This is a genomic window from Cohnella soli (genome assembly GCF_042655525.1).
Lineage (GTDB): Bacteria > Bacillota > Bacilli > Paenibacillales > Paenibacillaceae > Cohnella > Cohnella soli.
The window spans coordinates 203,362-219,715 of the sequence record NZ_JBHSMI010000002.1; the positions used below are offsets into that span (position 1 = coordinate 203,362).

General features: G+C 53.9%; 8 protein-coding genes and 1 pseudogene. All 9 read left to right on the forward strand.

The annotated features are described in order from the left end of the window. Positions 1–195: 195 nt before the first annotated feature. A complete protein-coding gene (locus ACFPOF_RS01325) occupies positions 196–1,644 on the forward strand; it encodes an SWIM zinc finger family protein (protein ID WP_378128845.1) in 1,449 nt (482 codons plus the stop codon). Between the two features lie 31 nt (positions 1,645–1,675). Then, positions 1,676–3,475, forward strand: coding sequence for a HEAT repeat domain-containing protein (locus ACFPOF_RS01330; RefSeq protein WP_378128847.1), 1,800 nt, complete (start codon positions 1,676–1,678; stop codon positions 3,473–3,475). Further along, positions 3,451–4,542, forward strand: coding sequence for an ATP-binding protein (locus ACFPOF_RS01335; RefSeq protein ID WP_378128849.1), 1,092 nt, complete (start codon positions 3,451–3,453; stop codon positions 4,540–4,542). Before ACFPOF_RS01330 ends, ACFPOF_RS01335 begins: the two co-directional genes overlap by 25 nt. Further along, on the forward strand, positions 4,500–6,860 hold the full coding sequence (locus ACFPOF_RS01340) for a DUF5682 family protein (RefSeq protein ID WP_378128851.1): 2,361 nt from the start codon (positions 4,500–4,502) through the stop codon (positions 6,858–6,860). The genes ACFPOF_RS01335 and ACFPOF_RS01340 overlap by 43 nt, the downstream gene beginning before the upstream one ends. A gap of 3 nt (positions 6,861–6,863) precedes the next feature. After that, the gene (locus ACFPOF_RS01345) at positions 6,864–8,057 is read left to right on the forward strand and encodes a VWA domain-containing protein (RefSeq protein ID WP_378128853.1); all 1,194 of its coding nucleotides are present in this window, start codon (positions 6,864–6,866) and stop codon (positions 8,055–8,057) included. Positions 8,058–8,231: 174 nt separating this feature from the next. Further along, a complete protein-coding gene (locus tag ACFPOF_RS01350; protein WP_378128855.1) occupies positions 8,232–12,068 on the forward strand; it encodes an S-layer homology domain-containing protein in 3,837 nt (1,278 codons plus the stop codon). A gap of 361 nt (positions 12,069–12,429) precedes the next feature. Beyond that, on the forward strand, positions 12,430–13,854 hold the full coding sequence (locus ACFPOF_RS01355) for an RtcB family protein (protein WP_378128857.1): 1,425 nt from the start codon (positions 12,430–12,432) through the stop codon (positions 13,852–13,854). A gap of 7 nt (positions 13,855–13,861) precedes the next feature. Continuing rightward, complete coding sequence (locus tag ACFPOF_RS01360) at positions 13,862–15,157, forward strand: ATP-binding protein (RefSeq protein ID WP_378128859.1); 1,296 nt, start codon at positions 13,862–13,864, stop codon at positions 15,155–15,157. A gap of 24 nt (positions 15,158–15,181) precedes the next feature. After that, positions 15,182–16,189 (forward strand): annotated as a pseudogene (locus ACFPOF_RS01365) (aminoglycoside phosphotransferase family protein); the annotation flags it as partial. Between the last annotated feature and the right edge of the window lie 165 nt (positions 16,190–16,354).

Here is a 16,354-nt window from a genome sequence, read left to right on the forward strand (position 1 = left end):
TTGCCCCAAACATAACATGCCCGCAAACAGGTTGTCAAAGCCGTTGTTTGCGCAGTTCAGGAGCCGAGTTTACGAAGGTGTTCTATGGAGTCAACAATTTTCGTATGATGTATTTTACTGCCGGCGGGGAAGGTGTTTTGGCAAATCGTACCGAATCATTAACATTGTAAAATAATTGTATTCGTGGGGGTTTTCATGATATCGATTACGGAAGCCTATGTGGACAGTCTGGCTCTGAATGCCGCAGCGAGCAAAAATGGCCGCGATCTTGTCAAGAAGAACAGCTTTCCCCTGTTGTGCCGATCGGAAGACGATACGCTTCTGTTCGGAGAGTGCAAAGGCAGCGGCAGCGAGCCGTATCGCTGCTCCGTGGACTTTCTTAAGCCGGACGACCCGGTGTTCCGCTGCTCCTGTCCGAGCCGGCAATTTCCGTGCAAACATATTCTTGGATTGTTATACGCTTATACAGGTGGTAAAGCATTTGCGACGGCAGAAATTCCGCAAGATATTAAGGACAAGCGGGATAAAGCTTCGCTTCGCGAGGAGAAGAAAAAAGAAGCGGAAACGGCAGTGGAGAGCGATGCGAAACCTCGCCGACGGCAGTCGAACAAATCGGCTTTAACGAAGAAAATCGCCGCGCAGCTCGAAGGAATCGAACTGGCGGATAAGCTGCTGGCAGGCATTGTGCAGTCTGGTCTTGGGAGCGTAGACAAGAAGACCGTACAGACGTTAGCCGACCAGGTCAAGCAACTCGGGAATTATTACATACCGGGCATTCAAATTGCCTTCCGGGCGCTGCTGCTCGAGCTGCAGTCCGACGGAGACCGGGAGTCGATGTATACGGCGGCCATTCCTCGCTTAACGTTGCTCCATTCTTTGCTGAAGAAGGCCAAAGAATATTTGGAGCAGCGGCTTCCGAATCCCGACGAGACGCCGATGGATACGGCCTCTACGCTGGAGGAAGCAATCGGTCACGCCTGGCAGTTGGCGGAACTGAAACAACTCGGGTTGACGGTTCCAAATACAGAGCTGCTCCAGCTTTCCTTTCGCTCCTATGTCGATTCTTCCAGAGAAGAATTCGTCGATGAAGGGTACTGGATCACGCTCGGTTCGGGACATATCCATGCAACCAGAACATACCGGCCTTATCGTGCCGCTAAATTTATTAAAGAAGAAGATTCCCAGTTCAAGTTGGTGCAAATCGAAGAATTGTTCGTTTATCCCGGTGAACTGAATGCCAGGGTCCGCTGGGAAAATACGACGTACCGCAACCCGCAACCGGTAGATATGAGAGCGGTATGCAGCCATGCTCGCCGGTCTTTTCCAGAGGTCGTTAAGCAGGTGAAAAATCAAATCAAAAATCCGCTTTCCGACAAGCACCCGGTGACGCTGCTTGCTTATAAGGAAATCGTGAACATGAGCGGACAGTACGTGCTTGTGGACGAACAAGGCAAACAGATCCCGCTCAAGGACATTGCCGCTGTCAATCATGCGACGACCCCGATGTTGTCGCTTCTCAAACAGGGAGATTTGCGGGACAACGCGATGCTCGTTATGTTCGAGCACGATTTGGAGCAGAATCGACTATCGGCCCAACCTCTTAGCGTCGTTACGGATCAGGGCGTTATTCGCCTGTTGTACTAATCTATCGAATCCATCGCAAGGAGACCATCGGATGAGTATCGAGTTGTTGAAGCAAGCGGATTACGAAATACGACGGTTATTGATCGCTGGAAGCAAGCTCGCTCCGGGCGACGCGCGACTAGCGAAACTGCAGGCAGCGCTCACGCAAGTCGGGCAATCCAGTCCGGTATTTGCCAGAGTCGCGCAGGCGGTGGGGCGGGCGATTGAACCGAACGCGGAGAGTTCTTCGACCAGCTTACTGGAGCTTGCCGCTCTCATTCGCTCGATCCTATACACACAAGGCCAAACGGACGTCGCAGGCGAGCAAGTCGCTATCGCAGGAACAAACCATTTTCCAATCACATCCGTCACTTTCCGCGAACTGAATCCGGTGCTGCTGGCTTTGACCGTCAAAGGGCAGGGCAGATTGGAAGTCATTCGCAAAGCGGATGAAGACGGCATTTTCCGAGATTATCGGTTGCTGATTCCCGCTGTAGCCGCGCTTGATGAGAGCTATACCGAAATTTCCGACTACTTGGAAGCTCGCGTCATTCCGCAGTACGGCGCGGATGCGCTATCGGCGCTGCAGCAGCAGTTTCGTCCGGACGGTGGCAGGGGCGATGCGAGAAGATTGCAGCTGATTCACCGCATTCTCGGCGGGTCGGGCATGCAGCTATACGAACAGGTTGCAGCTGCAGGATCGGTAGAAGTGCGGGTTGCTGCGCTCGGGCTGCTCGGACATTATCCGGAGCAGGAGCCTTTCTTGCTCGAACAAGCGGACGAACGACGCAAAGAAATTCGCCGGGCCGCTTTGCTGGCATTGTCCAACAGTCATACGCCGAAATCGTCGGATCGCATCTATCAAGCGCTTGTTTCCAAGGACAGAGAGCTTGCGGTGGAGGCGATCCGTCGTTCACCCGATGAAAATCTCAGAATCCGGACGATCGAGTTTGCGACGAATGTTTTCGACCAGTGGAAAAGCGGAGGCAAGAAAGAGGAGGCGCTTGACCAACTGCGTACGGCTTTAGAGGCATTGCACGGTCATCGGACGGCAGGGTTGTTCGAGCTGCTTCGCATGCTGTTGTCCGATTCGGCGTTCTACTCCCCGGAAACTTCGCAGCTTCAGGAAACTGCCGCACAATTGCTGCTCGGACTGGATACGGGAGAAGCGAAAGCGTACGCAGTATCCCTCAAGGACACGAACAAAGGCAAGCTCATCGACTACAGCCTGCGGGCAGCTGTACGCAGCTTGTCCCCTTCCGAGGTGTATGAGCAGTTCCATGGTTATTTTGCCAAGGGCGCAGGAAAGGCAGCGTCAAAGCTGCTCGTCGAAGCATTCCACCGTGTACTGCCGAGCATCTATGAACGAATGACAGGCCAATTCGATCATGCTGAATCTGTGGACATCGACCCGCGATGGGTGGACGTTTTTGTCCGGGCGGATGTTGCGGAACTCGTGTGCAGGTCGGCCCACGCGCCGGACCGGTCGATGATGAAATATTTGGCAGACAAGTGCCGGGAGGACCATGCGTGGATCGGCAACGATACGACCGTCAACGCATTTTTGACCCTATTCCATATTGGCTATGCGGATGCCCCGGAGATGCTGATGGATTCTCTTACTGCCAAAAGAAACCGCGGCATCTACTATTTGGATCACGTTCAATTGTTCCTGCTCGGCCTGCTACCGGCATCCTACGCGGATCGGCTTGTGAAATTCGCGGAAGAAGCGGTTCCCTACGAAAGCGTGAGGAAGCAAGTCATCGAAGTGGCGGATTTCGTTCGAACGAAGCCGCAGCAGCAAGACGACAAGAAAGGATGGGTTAAATGGATAACAAGCAAAATGTTCTGAGACTTCCGTCCGAAAAGCTGTACGCAGAGGAGTTGGAGGCACTGAAGGCTTCCGACAAGGAGCCGCGGCCAGCGGGCTGGCAGCTTTCGCCTCGCGCGGTTCTGACTTTCATTACCGGAGGCAAAGCCGGAGGGGTAACCATTAAACCGAAGTACATCGGCAACCGTCGGCTCGTCGAGATGGCAATTGCGACATTGCTGACCGATCGGGCGTTGCTGCTCATCGGAGAGCCGGGAACAGCCAAATCGTGGTTGTCCGAAAATTTGACTGCGGCGATTCACGGGGATTCCGCCAAAGTCATTCAAGGCACGGCCGGCACGAGCGAGGAGCATGTACGTTATTCATGGAACTACGCTATGCTGCTCGCGCAAGGGCCTTCGGATCAGGCGCTTGTCAAAAGCCCGATTTATCGGGCGATGGAGGGCGGCGGCATCGCGAGATTCGAGGAAATCTCCCGCTGCGCGTCGGAGGTTCAGGATGCGCTCATTTCCATCTTGTCGGAGAAGACGATCGCCATTCCCGAACTGGGCAGAGAAGTGACGGCGGCGAAGGGATTTTCCATTATCGCGACCGCCAATACTCGCGACAGAGGCGTCAACGAGATGTCCGCAGCGCTCAAGAGGCGCTTCAACATCATCGTGTTGCCTTCTCCGGCCGACGTGGAGACGGAAGTCGATATCGTCAAACGGCGCGTGGCGGAAATCGCGGCGAGTTACGAGCTAAAGGCAGCTTTGCCGGAGGAAGATGCGGTTCGCCAAGTGGTTACGATTTTCCGTGAGCTGCGCAATGGGGCCACGTTGGATAGCAAAGAGAAAATTAAGCCTCCTTCCGGGGTTATCTCGACGGCTGAGGCGATTTCGCTGCTGACCGGCAGCATGGCGCTGGCGGCAAGCTTCGGCAACGGACGAATAACAGAAGACGATTTGGCTGCCGGACTTCAAGGGGCCGTCGTTAAAGATGACGAGAAGGATCGGGCCGTGTGGAAGGAGTATTTGGACAATGTCATGAAAAAGCGGGGATCGGAATGGCGAAGCCTGTACAACGCATGCCGGGAGATGAACGGTTGAAAGAGACGGCAGACGGCGTTCACCTGTTCGGCATCCGCCATTTGTCTCCATCGGGCGCGCATCACTTGCTGTCTTTCCTGGACGAAATACGCCCGACGGCTGTACTGGTCGAAGGGCCAAGCGATGCGAGCGGCCTGATCTCCCAGATCGCTTCGAAAGGCGTCGTGCCGCCGATTGCGCTGCTTGCTTATACGGAAGAGCTTCCGGTTCGCTCCTTGTTGTATCCACTGGCGTCGTATTCGCCCGAATATCAAGCTTTTCTATGGGCGAGCAAGGAAGGCGCGGCTTGCGAATTTTTCGATTTGCCTTCGGGCTATGCGTTGGCGTTACACGGGTTGAAGGAGAAGACGGACAGCGCGTCTGCACAGGACGAGGAAGGGCGTACACGATATATCCGGCACCACAATGGCCTCTATGAGCGTATCGCCGAGTTGGCCGACGAGCCGGACTATGAAGCGTACTGGGAACGTTATTTCGAGCATAATGGCAACGCGGGCGCGTACCGCAGCACGATTCATTCTTTCTCTGACCAAATGAGACGAATGAATTCAGAGGACGAATATGCCAGCTGGCCGCAAGAGACGGCCTACACGGATATCCGCGAAGCTTTCATGCGAAGAAGAATTATCGAGACGATCGCTGCAGGCCATCTCCCCTCCCGAATTGTTGTTGTAACCGGAGCACATCATGTGTCCGCGCTTGTCGGCGACCAGTCGGCAATGACGGATGACCAATGGGCGCGGTTGCCTTTTGCTCCGACAAGATTGACGTTAATGCCTTATACGTATTACAAGCTTTCCTCCCGTTCGGGTTACGGGGCGGGCAACCGGACACCGGCGTATTTCCAATTGTTCTGGGAATGTCTCCGGGACAATCGTCTGTCTGAATTGCCTAAGATGTATATGTCCAAGATAGCGGCCGCTATGCGTGACAAAGGCACCTATCGGTCTACCGCTTCCGTTATCGAAGCCGTCCGAATGGCTGAAGCGCTCGCCGCCATGAAGGGCGGCAGTCTGCCGACGTGGCAGGACCTTTGCGACGCTTCGATCGTCTGTCTGGGCGGAGGGGAAGCATCCGTCGTCGCCGATGCGCATGCCCGGATCGATGTCGGCACGGCGATTGGGGTGCTGCCGGAAGGCGTAAGCCAGACGCCGATCCAGGACGACTTGAATCGCGAGCTGCGCCGATTGAAGCTGGATAAGTATAAAACGCCGGTGGCGCAAAGCCTCGAACTGGACCTGCGGGAAAACCGCCGCGTGCAATCCGAAGAGGCGGCCTATCTGGACTTGAATCGGTCGGTGCTGCTGCATCGATTGGAGTTGCTGGGCATTCCTTTTGCCCGTAAGCTACCGTTAAAACAGGACGCCGCCACATGGGCGGAGCATTGGACGTTGCAGTGGACGCCGGAGACGGAGATCGGCGCGGTGGAATCGACGTTGAAGGGCGAAACGATTGAAATTGCCTCCGCTTACGTCATCCATGAACGGTTGCAAACGTGTGCGGACATCGTTGAAGCGGCTAAAATCATTCGCGATGCGAGCCTATGCCGGCTGTTAGAAGCGATGGACGAGGCGGGACGGATGCTTCAGGCGCTGACCGTCGATTCCGACAATTTCGAACGGATCGCCGAGGCGGCGTTCGAGCTGTCGGCATTGATCCGATTCGGCTCGATACGCAGACATGATACACAATCTCTCGTACCGCTGTTGCAGCGGTTGTTCCTTCGAGGAGCGCTGTCGCTCAGTCAGGCGGCTAACTGCAATAACGATGCGGCCGCCTCCGTTCTATCCGCGATGCAGATGCTGCATACGGTCGCACAGGAGCATTATGACGATGTCGACGAAGCGTTATGGATTCGGGAATTACGCGAACTGACATCCCGGGATGACCGCAATCCCATGCTATCAGGCTTCAGCTTCGCTATTTTGCTGGATCGGAACGAGTTCTCTCCTCAAGACATCGAGCGTGAAGTATCCCGTCGATTGTCTCCCGGCATTCCGGCGGATCTCGGCGCAGGCTGGTTCGAAGGATTGTCGAAGCGTAACAGGTATGCTTTGTTGTCTCGTATTTCGCTCTGGGAGCAGTTGGACGCCTATATCGGTTCGCTGGATGATGAACAGTTTCGCAGATCGCTTGTTTACTTGCGCCGGGCGTTTGCCGCCTTCGAACCGAGGGAGCGGGCTGCCATATCCGATATGCTCGGCGAACTATGGGGAACGGGAACGGACGACGCAAGCATGCTGCTTCAACGACCGCTTACCGAAGAAGAGAAGGAGAAGTTGGATGAGCTTAACGAGTTCGATTTCGGAGATTTATAGCTTATGACGGGGGCCGATCAAGCGCAGCTGGCAAGGTGGCGACTTATCCTAGGAGCGGCGGCGGATGAGCCGCTGACTGCAATGTCGAGCGGAGGCGTTCCCTTGTTGTCGGAAGAGGAAACAGCCATGGATGCCGCACTGGCAGCTATCTATGACGAAACTTATGAATCCTTCGGTCAGGGAAGCGGCGGATCGCGTTCTGCCGGACTTGGCAAGTCGTCGCCCCGGTTGGCGCAATGGCTTGGAGATATCAGGTCGCTGTTCCCGGAAGACATCGTGTCCGTGATCCAGACGGATGCGATCGAGCGTAAGGGTTTAAAGCAATTGCTGTTTGAACCGGAAGTGTTGTCCCAAGTGAAGCCTGATATTCATATGGTCGCGACGTTGATGGCCCTGCGGGGACAAATTCCCGAGAAAGCCAAAGAAGCGGCGAGACAGCTTGTTCGTTCGGTCGTTGAAGATATCATGAAGCGGATGGAGCAGGAGCTCCGACGCGCCGTGACGGGAGCATTGAACCGTCGGCAGCATTCGCCGCTTCCGTCGGCAAGCGGCCTGGATTGGAAGACGACGATCCGTCGGAACTTGCGCAATTACGACCGTGAGCGGCAAATCCTCATCCCGGACAAAGTGTACTTCTATGACCGGGCGCGCCGGAGCAAGGAATGGACCGTCATTCTCGACATCGACCAGAGCGGTTCGATGGCCGGTTCCGTCATTTATGCCTCTCTAGTCGGCTCGATTTTTGCCAGCATGCCGGCGCTCGATACGAGAGTCGTTGTTTTCGATACGGAAGTCGTTGACTTGACGGATACTTGCGCGGACGATCCGGTCGACATGCTGTTCGGCATCCAACTCGGCGGAGGAACGGACATCAATAAGTCGCTCGCTTATTGTGAGCAGTTCGTGCGGGAGCCGAACAAAACTTTGTTTATACTTGTCTCCGACTTGTACGAGGGGGGCAACCAGGCCGAAATGATCCGCCGTCTCGGAGAAATGAAACAAGCGGGAGTGAAGGCGCTATGCTTGCTCGCTTTATCCGACGAAGGCGTCCCGTCGTATGACGAGAATGTCGCCAAGAAGCTGGCCAAACTCGGCATTCCTTGCTTCGGATGCTCGCCGAACCGGTTGCCGGAGCTGATCGAAGGCGCTCTGAAGGCAATGGACTTGGAAGCGTTGGCGGAGCGGTTAAAGATATAGCGAAGGGCTTCATACTCCAGGGCTGAAATAACGAGAGGGAAGGCGTGTATTCGCCTTCTCTTTTTGTCTTTTATTTTTCTGATCGGCGTTGGGAGTATTTTGGGAGAATGCGCTTCTAGAATAAATCGTACGAGTCGACACGCTAGGGCTCGGTACGAAGAAGGGAGCGCATTTATGAGATTTAGACTGCTGCAAATGATAGGAATGGTTGCGATCATTTTGTCGCTGTTATCCAGCCCGACGATCACGTTGGCGGATAACGGCGATGCCCAGACGGGGGCTGGGGAAATTCATCCGGTTAAAGTCGTGACGTCAAGGAGCTTCACTATTGCTCTGGATGCTAATGGCACTGTATGGACTTGGGGGCATAATCCATACGGCCAGCTCGGGACCGGTGATTCCGCCGATCGTTCGTATCCCGTGCAGGTTGCGATTAACGGTGCGCCGATCATTACGGACATTGCCGCCGGCGTAGATTACACCATGGCTCTTGATAGTCAAGGGCGCGTGTGGATGTGGGGAGAGTTGGACTCCCAAGCGAACAATACCGTGATGGGTTCGCCGACATTAGTGAATGGATTAAGCGATGTTCGACAGATTGCGGCGGGACCGACGACGGCGATGGCGCTAACCGCCAATGGTCAGGTGATGACCTGGGGAAGCAATTATAACGGAGAATTGGGACAAGGCAGCCAAGCATCGGCGAGCTTCACCCCCTCTCCGGTCGTGATTGACGAGAACGATACGATACTAACTGGCATTAAGCAAATTGCCAAAGGCCAACTCGCTTCCTACGCTTTAAAGGACGATGGAACGGTGTATCAATGGGGCCGCATCGATCTTCAGCATTCCGCTAGCGTTGCCACCTCGGTCGACGGCATAACCGGGGCCAAAGCGATCGAATCGAATGCCAATGCCGTATTTGTTTATGCCGTAACGAACAACGGCGTGTTCGCCTGGGGGCAGAACAGCTACGGGCAACTGGGCACGGGGGAGACGCGAGATTCAGATACTCCAGTTCGGGTGTCATCGTTGGATGGCAAGAACGTGACATCGTTAAGCGTCGGCAAGTCCCATGTCCTGGCGCTTCTGAACGATGGCTCTGTGTGGGGCACGGGCGATACGACGCAAGGACAACTGGCCGATCCGAAAATTTATTGGCAAACAACTGAATTCAAGCCAATTACGACCGTGTCCGATGTGAGGGCCGTATACGCAGGTTTTAACAACTCCTTTTTCTTCAAAAGGGATGGATCGGTCGTTGCAAGCGGCTTGAACTCCGATTACCCCTCGCAAACTTACGGCCTATTGGGCATCGGACACACTGTCGATCTGGTGCGTGTCCCCGTGCCGATGATTGCACTGGCGCCATCCTACGAAGTAGGGCCTAAACCGCTGAATAACGTTGCCATTCAAGTGGTTAATAACGATCAATTGAAATTCACCTATGACATTCCGGCTCTATCGAACTTCAACAAGATCTATTTTGACGTATACCCGCAAGCGGGAGGCGCCGCCATTCGGACCGGGACGATAGATTATTACTCATGGGAGGACATTGTAGGCGTAACCAATACATTGGATGGACATTTCCAACCGGGGAAGTATATCGTCAAAATCCATACCGGGAATACCGGCGATCAGACCGTATCGCCGACGGTAACCTATGACAACAACGCAGCGGGATATACGATTGTTCCGGGCACCGTGACATTAAAAGTAGCGGTTAAGGAGTGGAATGCGGTCGTGCCCGCCGGTCTATCCGATGCGAATTCCGATAACGGCACCCTGTACAATGTGCCTGCTTCCGGCGTCACCGTTACGATTGAGGATGCAGCCGACTTCCGCAATTCCAGGACGGCAGTCACTTCGGAGAACGGAGTGGCACAATTCGATCATCTGTACCCCGGACTTTACAAGGTAGAAATTACGGACGGCTCGGACGGGGAGAGGTCCAATTTTATCGTCAAGGACGAGGTGTTCGTATTCGGCAGCCAAGTTTCGCATACGCTGAATACGATTGCAGATTCGCAACCGTCAAAGTTTATTTATCAGCCGGATGCGAGTACGCCGAGGGGACAAGTCGGCGGCAATTTGTCCTGGTATCCGCCGTCGGCGCCGTCGCAGACGACGGCTTATCGGTTCTACTTTGAAGACGCGCACGGGAATAAGCTGGGCGACAGTCTCGGTGAGACTCCTCATTATCCCGCATGGACGAATTACTACAGCGACGTACAGGAAACCGATATTCCTGCCGGCGCCGTAGCTATACGGTTGTATACATTTGATGGCGTTTCTGAGCATATGACTCCGAATTTCGTTACGCTATGGAACGAATCGATGATGCCAGCAGACGCCGTGATGCAGAGTACGGACCCAACCGGCAATAACTTGAGCGGAACGATCCAATGGAGCGCGGCTGACGAAGAGGAAGGAATAGCGAGTTATGTCATTATGCCTGACTTCACTGCGGTTGACGGCAGCAATGAACGGAATGAGAGCCGGATTGCGGTCATTCCGGCGACCGGAGCCAAGACTTATTCCTATGCCTTGTCTGATTTTATGCTGCTCGACGATTGGAACTCTCCGCCCAGCGCCAATGCGTATATGATCGGCGTCCAAAATGCGATGGGGCAGTTGTCGGGGTATTTGAATTCAAATCAGGATTTTGTCCCATATGCAAAGGGTGTTGCAATTCATCCGTACAAGCCCGATTCCGGAAGCGTCCCCGGTGTGGGGACGGGCGGAGCCGTACAGCCGGAATCCGACGGCAGCGTTGTTGTGAACCCGACGATCTTGACCGACTCCAGCGGGCGCAAAGTAGCGCAGGCCACGATTACCGCGAGTCAAATTTTTGCGGCATTGGAGCATTTGCCATCAACGGCCGACCCAAATCAAGTCATTTTGCAAATTCCATTTGACGGATGGGACGATTTCGAGCTTCTGTTGGAAGCGGAGTTGTTCCGCAAGCTTCTGGATCGCAATCCAGCTATTGTACTAGTGATTCAGTCCAAATTTTCAGCCATACAGTTCTCGGCCAGCACGGTTCAGCGGTCGCTTGATCAATTCGGAGTGTCGTTAGCCGGTGCACATGTGAAGCTGCGTATGTCGAAGCAAAGCACGCTAAACGAAAAGCTCTTGCAATCGCTAGGGTTGTCATCCGTAACAACGCCCATCGATTATAAGATGAGCTTGATCGAAAAAAGCGGTGTGAGCCGCAATCTGAACGGGTGGGATTCCTATACGACATACTTCCTGCCTGTGCCGAGTTCATTAAACGATACGGGATTCGAGCAGCTCGCCGGCGTGGCGGTCGATCCTGCTACAGGCGTCTATTATCCGGTGCCTACCGTATTTGCGCGAGATGCAACCGGCAAGGTGCAGGCGCAAATCTACGGAAGGAACAATGTCGTCTATACCGTTGTCGCCAACAGCCGGACGTTCAGCGATATCGGCAGCAGCTATGCGAAAGAAGCCATTACGGTTCTGGCTTCGAAATACGTGCTGAACGGATATGCAGACGGAAGCTTCAAGCCGATGAAGCGAGTGACGCGCGCGGAATTCGTCTCTATGCTGACAAGAGCGCTTGGTATTGTCCCTTATGGCGCTTCTCTGTCCAGCTTCACGGATGTGAGGCCGGAAGACTGGTTCTCCCCGGCTGTCGAGGCGGCGGTGAAAGCGCGTCTAGTCAGCGGCTACTCCGATGGCAGCTTCAAGCCGAACGCAGAAATCAGCCGAATGGAAATGCTTCAGATGATCTACAATGCGAGCCGTTCAAGCGGAAAGTGGAAGATAACGTTATCCGGCGAGGAGATCGACAGCCTACTAGCCCGTTATGCCGATCACGACAAAGTGAGCGCATGGGCGAAAGAGGCTATGGCCGCAATGATTAAGGCAGGGATCGTGAACGGCTCAGAGGACGGTCGACTGACTCCGGGGACGGATGCTGACCGCGCGCAGAGCGCTTCCTTCCTATATCGGATGCTGAAGACAATCCATTTCATCAACTAAGCGCAAGTTGAAGATTCCAGGCGACAATCATTTTATGTATTGACAATGATTCCCTTCCACCCTTATGATAAACACTATCTTAATTCAGAAAGGAGGCCGACCGACATGATCGGAACTATCAATCGTCGCAACGTCGCTAAGTCGCAACCGAATATTCCGTTCATTGTCTATCGGCCTCTTCGGGCCCAAGCAAAGGAAACATAAGAAGACTGCCGCATCCCGCCTCCGCTTTCAGCGAAACGAGGGGGAACAAGCGGGAAGTCCTTCTAAATTTCACATTGCGAGAAGACCGTGAGCGAAGTGGGCTTGCGGTCTTTTTGCATTTTCATTTTTCAAATCAGAGAGGAATTTAACGACCTATATGAATAACAACGCTAATTATTATCGGCGAATCGATCTTCCCGCGGGGGATTTACACGTATTCGCACACGACGATTTATTTCATGCCATGGGGGCCAAAGTGCTCGAGATGGCGAACAACAATTTGCAAATTCCGAATATCCGGTATATGAGCTACACGCCAGACGCGCATGTCGGGGTTGGCACGTGCATCGGCACGACGGCGGTGTGGGGGATGGCTGACGGCTTCGTGTCCCCATCCATCGTCGGCAGCGATATCGGGTGCGGTATGCGTATGCATCTGACGAATTTGCAGGCGGAGGACTTGCAGGATGTGAAGCTGCGTCGCAAGCTGGTCAAGGCGATTGAGAAACGGATTCCTGTAGAAAATCACGCGCGGGGGTACTTTTCCGATATTCGTTTGGAAAATGTACTGCGCAAAGGGTTGCACGGCCTGCCGGGCAAATATGTGCCGGATTCGTACACGCCGCGCAAAGCGACTTCGCTTACGCACGTCGAGTGCAGCCGATTCCGGTTCGACGAGGACGAACTCGATCGTATCCCGGAGCCGATGTGGCACAGGTCTCATCGCCAATTGGGTACGCTTGGCAACGGCAATCATTTTATCGAGATTCAAGCTTTGAGCGTGAACGAGGAAAATCGAGGTATTGCCGAACAGTGGGGGCTGCGCGACGGGCAAGTCGTTGTCATGATTCATTCCGGCTCCCGTTCATGGGGCGGCTCAGTTAACCAGCATTGCAGCTCGCAAGTCGCCAAAACCATGAGCAAGATGGGGCTTGGCACCGCCGATCCCAAGCTCGCCTATGCGCCGCTCGACAGCGAAGCGGGACGGGCGTATACGAATCTGATGTATTCGGCGCTTAACTACGCTGTTGCCAACCGGCACCTGATGGCTTTTGCCGTGCGTGACGCATTCAAGGAAACGCTCGGTTCGCAGGCGGAGATGAGCACGCTTTACGATCTCATGCACAATTACGCCTGCGAGGAAGCGCACAGCGAAGAGCCGCTGCTCATTCACCGCAAAGGAACGACGCGTGCGCTGCCGGCCGGGCATGCCGGCAATCCGGCACCGTATCTCGACACAGGGCATCCGGCGCTCATTCCCGGCTCGATGGGGACGGCCTCTTACTTGATGGTCGGCGCACCCGAAGGTGCGCGGAACTACCATTCGATCTGTCATGGAGCTGGCCGGATTCGTTCGCGCAATGCGACCAAACAGCTTGTGACGGTAGACGAGTTCGCTTCTTCCATGCGCATCGGGCAAGAAGACGAAATCGTGCTCAACCACCGGGCGCTTGAATCGCTCGTTGACGAGTCGCCGCAAGCTTACAAAGACGTAGATCAAATCATAGACAGCGTCGTTCAGGCTCGGCTGGCTTCCGTTGTAGCCAAATGCCGGCCGCTGGCGGCGGTAAAAGGGGTGTAACACAAAGATGACGATACAACTTAAGGCTAAAGAGCCGCCATTTATCGTAAGATCAGATGAGGCAAGAGATTCATGTAACGAGGATAACTATTTTAATTACATTGCGGTCGTGCAAGCTATTCTCAATTTTCTAAAAGAAAAATTCGGTGATGGCTTTCGCCTGTATTATCAAGACGATGGTAACGAAGTATGGAACGGACTTGGTGAAGATTTGCGCAATGGATATGCCGGCGTCGAGCATGCGGCAAGTTTGTTTGATCTGGTAGAGACGAGCATATTCGAGTATTCGTCGGACGCAGATCCGAAGCGCGCGGGTTACGCGATCAGACCAGCCGTACGCAACAATTTGTTTGTTTATCCGCAGCACTCGGTCGCGCTTGCCAGAATTCCAAGGGTAACGCATCACGGACTCGGGTATGAGGATCTGATTTTCTGCCAATCGGACGTTGGGTTAGTGCATTTCCTGGAAGAGATGAGGCAGCGCCAGCTTTCAGATCCGAAAATCACGATATTCACCGACGCTAGCGACGGTTTGGAGCAAACCCGCGAACCCGTCTCATACTCCGTAAGCCGTGACGAAGTGTTTATGGAGGATACGCTGAAAACGCAAATTTACCGCTCGATTGATGAGTTTTTCTCCAAAGACCGTGCCTTTTTCCAAACGTACAAGCTTCCTTACAAGAGAGGCATTCTGTTATACGGCAAACCGGGCATCGGCAAAACGACGCTCGTCAAATCGATCTCTTCGACAATGAGCGCCCCGGTCGCCTATTGGCAAATTACCGAGCATACGAGCAGCGGTTCGATTAGGGAAGTCTTCGAGACAGCCGCTCAGATGGCGCCGATGGTGCTTGTCATTGAGGACATTGACTCGATGCCGGCTTCCTGCCGCTCATATTTCCTGAATACGCTGGACGGTGCGACTTCGAAAGAGGGAATATATCTGATCGGCACGACGAACTATCCAGAGAAAATCGATCCCGCCCTCATGAACCGTGCCGGTCGTTTCGATCGAGCATACGAGGTGAAATGTCCGGATGAGTCGCTGCGAGGTGCGTATTTGACGCATATCGGAATGACCCGCGTGGCGGATGAGGAGGCAATCGCCCGAGCCGCCCGTGCAACGGAAGGGTTCACGCTTGCCCAGCTTAGCGAATTGTACGCTTCAGCTGCGCTGCAAATGCACTACGAGAACGAAACCGACCTCGAGCAATTGATTGCCGGAATGAAATCGGACTATGCAAAAGGACGCAGCCGCGAATGGATGACGGATGAACAGTCCCGCAAGCTGGGGTTTATGTAGGGTAGAAAACGGAGGTTGGAAGAAATAAGGATTAAACTCGAAACGCTAACCTATGCCTTGAGCCGACAGTTCAAGAAGGATATTATCTTGGTCGACTACCAAACCCTGCCGTTGCAGGGCGGAACAGTGGCAAATGTGAACCTGGTAACGGGGATCGCCGAATCCGTGGATGGCGAAATATTGCCATACCGTATCGTGCTGAAAATCCAAAAGAAATGGGAGCGCTATGGCGATCCGGGTTCATGGCGCCGGGAATATGATCTCTATGCGTCTGACTTGGGAGCAACATTCTCGGATGCCTTCCGCTGGCCGACATGTTATCTCGCCGAGATCAATGCCGAAGAAAATGAATTCCAGCTGTGGCTGGAATATATCGACGGCATAACCGGCTTAAACTTGACCGGCGATATGTATGAACAGGCCGCGCTGGAGTTAGGACGCTATCAAGGCAAGCTGTATGCGGAGCAGCCTGCCGTGCTGCGGAGCCTGACCAACCTGAGCCATGCGGATCTCATGAAGAATACGTATTTGCATTACCGGTCCTGGCCGGTCGTCTACGACTATATACGCTCGGAGGACTGCGAATTCCCGCAGCACGTTCGGCAAATGCTCATCGACATCGATGAGCACGCAGACGAAATATTTGCCCGCATCGAAAAGTTGCCCCTCGTGCTATGCCACCGGGACTTCTGGGTGACCAACCTGATCTTTGCCGACGGGAAAATCGCGCTCATCGACTGGGATACATCCGGATGGGGCTACCTGGGCGAGGATCTCGCAAGCCTGATTGCGGATGAGGCGGATACCGATCACATGGTCGAATACTACCAGCGATGTGTCCCCGCGTATTACAAAGGTTTTTCGGAGTATGCGGATGTATCTTCTATCGTTGATCATTGCGTCTATGAGATGATCCTTATCGCATTCGGTTACAGGCTTGTGGAAGGGTATCTTCACACAGAGGACGATGATGAGAAGACGAAGCGTGTCCATACGCTCCAAAAAATCTATGAAATGAAGACCAACCTTGTGCAGAGTAGTGAGGTGGGTTCTTTGTCGGATGGAATACCGAATAAAAACTTGTTTATGATGTGTACCGCCTTGAATCCTACTGCAGTTCGAAGTCTCCCAACGGGGTTTCAAATTCGAAAATGCCGCGAAAATGAGCTTGAAACTTGGATGGACTTTCCGTTTGAT

Coding starts and splice junctions, on each gene's coding strand:
- ACFPOF_RS01325 (WP_378128845.1), top strand. CDS start 196: ATGATATCGATTACGGAAGCCTATGTGGACAGTCTGGCTCTGAATGCC.
- ACFPOF_RS01330 (WP_378128847.1), top strand. CDS start 1,676: ATGAGTATCGAGTTGTTGAAGCAAGCGGATTACGAAATACGACGGTTA.
- ACFPOF_RS01335 (WP_378128849.1), top strand. CDS start 3,451: ATGGATAACAAGCAAAATGTTCTGAGACTTCCGTCCGAAAAGCTGTAC.
- ACFPOF_RS01340 (WP_378128851.1), top strand. CDS start 4,500: ATGGCGAAGCCTGTACAACGCATGCCGGGAGATGAACGGTTGAAAGAG.
- ACFPOF_RS01345 (WP_378128853.1), top strand. CDS start 6,864: ATGACGGGGGCCGATCAAGCGCAGCTGGCAAGGTGGCGACTTATCCTA.
- ACFPOF_RS01350 (WP_378128855.1), top strand. CDS start 8,232: ATGAGATTTAGACTGCTGCAAATGATAGGAATGGTTGCGATCATTTTG.
- ACFPOF_RS01355 (WP_378128857.1), top strand. CDS start 12,430: ATGAATAACAACGCTAATTATTATCGGCGAATCGATCTTCCCGCGGGG.
- ACFPOF_RS01360 (WP_378128859.1), top strand. CDS start 13,862: ATGACGATACAACTTAAGGCTAAAGAGCCGCCATTTATCGTAAGATCA.